This is a genomic window from Protofrankia sp. CiP3, from assembly GCF_917627345.1.
GTDB lineage: Bacteria > Actinomycetota > Actinomycetes > Frankiales > Frankiaceae > Protofrankia.
In genome coordinates this window covers 4954-8301 of the sequence record NZ_CAKJTM010000101.1, presented here as the reverse complement: position 1 = coordinate 8301, position 3348 = coordinate 4954, and the positions used below count along the sequence as shown (strand labels likewise).

Sequence of the window (3348 nt, the reverse complement as noted above, 5' to 3'; positions counted from 1 at the left end):
AGTATGAAAATGCTGCTTGACCTGCGTGGACGGGGTTTTCGGCACCTGCAAGGCCGCCGTGTCGGCGAACCGCCTCGCGGCCGCGCTGGACATCTTCCGCGGCTGGGCCGAGGACAAGTGCCTGACGCCGTCCGAGGTCGCCTACACCGCCGCCACCCGGGACCGGCGAGCCCTGCGGTTCACTGCCGACGGTGGCGAGCACACCGAACGCGCCTACCGCACCCACTGGATGTCCCCCGCCCTGTCCCCAGCCCAGCGGGAACAGGCGGTGCGCCGCGCAAGCCGGGCGCCCGACCTCGTGGTCATCTCCCCGCTGCACGACTGGACTTGCATCGGCTGCGCGGGCACCGGCGAGTTCCTAGTGATGGAAGACGCCGGGCCGCTGTGCCTGGCCTGCGCCGACATGGACCACCTCATGTTCCTACCCGCCGGCGACCCGGCACTGACCCGCCGCGCACACAAGGCCAGCGGCCTGGCCGCCGTGGTCGTGCGCTTCAGCCGGTCCCGCAAACGCTACGAACGCCAAGGCCTGCTCGTCGAACCCGCCGCTGTGAACACGGCCGAACAGCAGTGCCTCGGCGATGAGGAGGCCCGTTCCCGGCGTCGGGAACGGGACCGGCAGCGCAGGGCGGACACAGAGGCCGAGTTCGAGGCCCAGCTCGCGGCGGAAATTCGCCGGCTGTTCCCCGGCTGCCCCCGCGCCGACACGATCGCCGGCCACACCGCAGCCCGCGGCAGCGGCCGGGTCGGGCGCTCCGCCGCCGGCCGGGCGCTGGACCCCGACGCCCTCACCCGAACGGTCGCCGCCTCCGTCCGGCACACCGACACCGACTACGACTCACTGCTGATGTCCGGCGTACCGCGGCAGGATGCCCGTGACCGTGTGCGGCCCACCGTCGAAAAGATCCTCGAACGCTGGCGCACCAGTCAGCGGAACCCGACGCACTCCCCCGCGTAGCAGCGCACCGACGTCAGCTACCTACAGTGACAGTCGCCGAAATTTTCGCTCGGCGGTATGACCGGTCGTTTCTTGTGATCTTGAAAGCGGTCACTTCTGGTTACCAAGACCACCCATCAGCGGCTTGGCCGAGGGACAGCCGTTTCAGTGCCGCCCGAGGCGGAGGTCACGCCGCGTGAGGGGTTCCCGAGGTCGGGTGGCCCTGACCAACAGCGTTCCAGCCCCCATGGGCCAACCACCGGTCTTTGTCACATCGATCTGGCGGAAGCTGACAGAGCGGACCCGACCGAGGCCGGTAAGGCCCGCTGGCGCGAGGCGTGGAGTGGTCCCGCTTTCGTGGACAGGGACCTCCAGGGCCGTTGTTTACGAGAGCGGGACCACTCCCCACTCTTGCCGAAGAGGATGCCGGTGTCGGGGTCGCAGCACCAGCACGTCTTGTAGGGCTTTATTACGAATATCGACCTCGTTCACCGCCATTCGCGGTCGGCAGCGTCCCATGTCAGGTCGGCAGCGCTGCCGAGCAGTGGTGGGTCGGCGAAGGCAAGCACCGCCTGAACCACCTCCGCCATCGAGGCCGGGTACATCAGTTCCGTAGCGGCTTGCCGCCGCCGCCAAGCTGCGTAGGCTCCCTGCCGGATCTCTGGGATTTTGAGTACGGCTTCGGAAAGAGCACGCACCGGTACGGCGCGGTGGGCGCAGGTCCGGCGCAACGCGCGGACCATGGTGTTCCCGTCGAGGTTGTGGGCGCCGGTGAGATGCCACACGTCGGCCCAGTCGCGGTCGCGCGTATTGAGGTCACCGAGTTCGAGCGCTGTCGTGAGTTTCTCGGCCAGCACGGTCTCGACCGGGTAGCCCAGCAAGGGGAACGGCGGGCCGCCCAGCATCTGGGGGAACTGGGTCGGCATCGGGCCCGGCGTGACCGGGTCCCCGAAATTGACATCCAACGCGAGGTTGACGCGAGCCTTGCCGACAGAGGAGGGGATGGTGACCCGCACCCCGCCGTAGGCGGCTCCCTCACGGGTCGGCGCCGACCGCGCATGCTCGGAGTCGAACGTGACGCCGTCCTCGACCTCGATCGAGGCAATCTCGCCGACCCAGGTCCTGACGTGGTGTTCACCGCCGTCCAGGTGCATCGCGAGCAGGTCGGCGTCCCGCGTTGCCCGGCGAGCGTCGAGCACGGTGAGCAGGAGGCCGCCCTTCAGCACGAGCCGGTCGGCGAACGGTGACAGGCTGACCCGGAAGAGGAACCGTTCGAGGACGTAGAGGACCAGCAGTTCGTCGGTGGGCCGCCCGCTCCGCTTCGCCAGGTTGCGCAGGTCGTTGAAGGCCCGCCCGGCGGCCGTGGCGCGGGGTGGGTTCGGCGCCATCAGCTCAGCACCGCCTCGACAGCGTGCCGGACGGGGCCTTCCACAGCGAGCGCGCGGGCGTAGTCGAGGAGCTCGGCGGGCCGGGAACGCGGTGCGGCCAGGTACTGGCGCAGCGCGCGGTAGGCGACCGGCTCGCCCAGGCGGCGGCGCAGGCGCATGGCGTCCACGACCGCGCGGGCCGGGCCGTAGGCGGGTACCCGTTCGCCCGGTGCGACCTCGGCGTCAACGCGGCCGAGGTCGAAGGTGGCGGCGTCGAACTCCGAGACCTCCGTAGGGGGGTAGGTGATGTGCGGGCGGTGGGTGCCCCGGCGTACCGCCACCTGGACGGCAGCCGGGATCTCGTCGGTGAGTCCGTGCAGCGCCAAGGCGGAGACCAGGCACACCACCGCCTGGGGGGCGCGGAAGGCTACGGCCACCAGGTCCAGGTGTGCCGTCTCCGGCGCGTCGTCCTTCCGGAAGACTCCTCGTGACAATTCGTGGACGACGCCGGTATCCCGCAGCCGGTAGAGTTCCCGCCGCCGCAACCCACCCCGTTCCGCCGTGGCGGTCGTGAACGTGGGCGGCAGCCGGGCTAGGCGTTCGCTCGACGTGGGCACGCCCCTCCTCTGTATCGAATCCACCGCAGGAGCTATCAATCTGCGGTGGATTCGATCCTACACTGGCGGGCAGGCTGGACTGATGTGGGACGGTGAACGGCGACGTCGGCAGCATTCGGTGAGATCGTCGGAGTGCCCGAGGTCACGGTCGTCTCCGCGGGGGCCAAGCGGCGATCCCGCCTCGGCCGCGCACCACTGCGAGACGGCGAATGCCGCGGCAATCCCAGCGAAAGCCTGATCCGGCTCGTCGAACAGCCGCCTTACCCAGACGTCGTCGACGTCCAGCCCGCCTTCGACGTGGCGGTCGAGGAACACTCGGTGTGCCTACCGCGCAACCCGCCCGCGATCGTCTCCGCGACGCTCAGGTCGCCGCCCGCGGCGGACGTCCGGCAGCTGCTGGCACAATGCTGGCACGCACCACGCTGAT

Annotated in this window: 4 protein-coding genes; 2 read left to right on the top strand and 2 right to left on the bottom strand. The window is 69.9% G+C overall.

What is annotated here, in order from left to right:
- The first annotated feature begins 25 nt into the window (after positions 1–25).
- A complete protein-coding gene (locus MJ797_RS22255) occupies positions 26–958 on the top strand; it encodes a DUF2293 domain-containing protein (protein WP_239340734.1) in 933 nt (310 codons plus the stop codon).
- 467 nt (positions 959–1425) lie between these two features.
- Here MJ797_RS22255 and MJ797_RS22250 read toward each other — a convergent pair whose 3' ends face one another.
- Positions 1426–2325, bottom strand: a complete 900-nt coding sequence (locus tag MJ797_RS22250) for a nucleotidyl transferase AbiEii/AbiGii toxin family protein (RefSeq protein ID WP_239340679.1) — start codon at positions 2323–2325, stop codon at positions 1426–1428.
- On the bottom strand, positions 2325–2921 hold the full coding sequence (locus MJ797_RS22245) for a hypothetical protein (RefSeq protein WP_239340677.1): 597 nt from the start codon (positions 2919–2921) through the stop codon (positions 2325–2327). The genes MJ797_RS22250 and MJ797_RS22245 overlap by 1 nt, the downstream gene beginning before the upstream one ends.
- Positions 2922–3053: 132 nt before the next feature.
- Between MJ797_RS22245 and MJ797_RS22240 the strand changes: the two genes are divergently transcribed.
- Entirely contained in the window at positions 3054–3347 is a 294-nt protein-coding gene (locus tag MJ797_RS22240; protein WP_239340675.1) for a hypothetical protein, read from the top strand.
- The last annotated feature ends 1 nt before the right edge of the window (position 3348 follow it).

Bases quoted from the DNA above. Each gene is read 5' to 3' on its own strand.
- MJ797_RS22250 (WP_239340679.1), bottom strand. From the start codon at position 2,325: ATGGCGCCGAACCCACCCCGCGCCACGGCCGCCGGGCGGGCCTTCAAC.